Consider the following 372-nt stretch of genomic DNA (forward strand, 5'->3'; position numbering starts at 1 on the left):
CATCGATTACATGGTGGCGCGCTACGGCAACTTCGTCACCTACGACCCGCCGCTGACCCCGCTGACGGTGCTGCTGTGGGTGCTGCCGCTGGCCGCCATCGTGGCGGGCGGCTGGATAATCGTCGCCCGCACGCGCCGGCGGGTGCGCCTGCGCCGGGAGCCGCTGCCGGCGGACACCCCGGCACCCGGCGCGCGCGCCGGGTGGGGCGTTTACGTGCCGGGGGCCGTCATCGCGCTGGCGGTCAGCGCCGGCGGCTACGTCCTGACCGGCAGTTATCCGCAGGTGAGGGCCTGGCAGCAGGCGACGGCGCAGGCGCCCGGGCTGCTGGACAGGGCGCTGGACCCGGCGGCGCAGCCGCTGAATGAGGAAGA

Annotated in this window: 1 protein-coding gene; it reads left to right on the top strand. The window is 74.7% G+C overall.

All coding sequences use genetic code 11. From position 1 onward, the window contains the following. Positions 1 to 372, top strand: a 372-nt coding sequence (locus AC3G3F_RS23890) for a cytochrome c-type biogenesis protein (RefSeq protein WP_488395937.1), incomplete at both ends; no start/stop codon positions are given.

The sequence above is a fragment of the Salmonella sp. FC25216 genome (assembly GCF_057751355.1).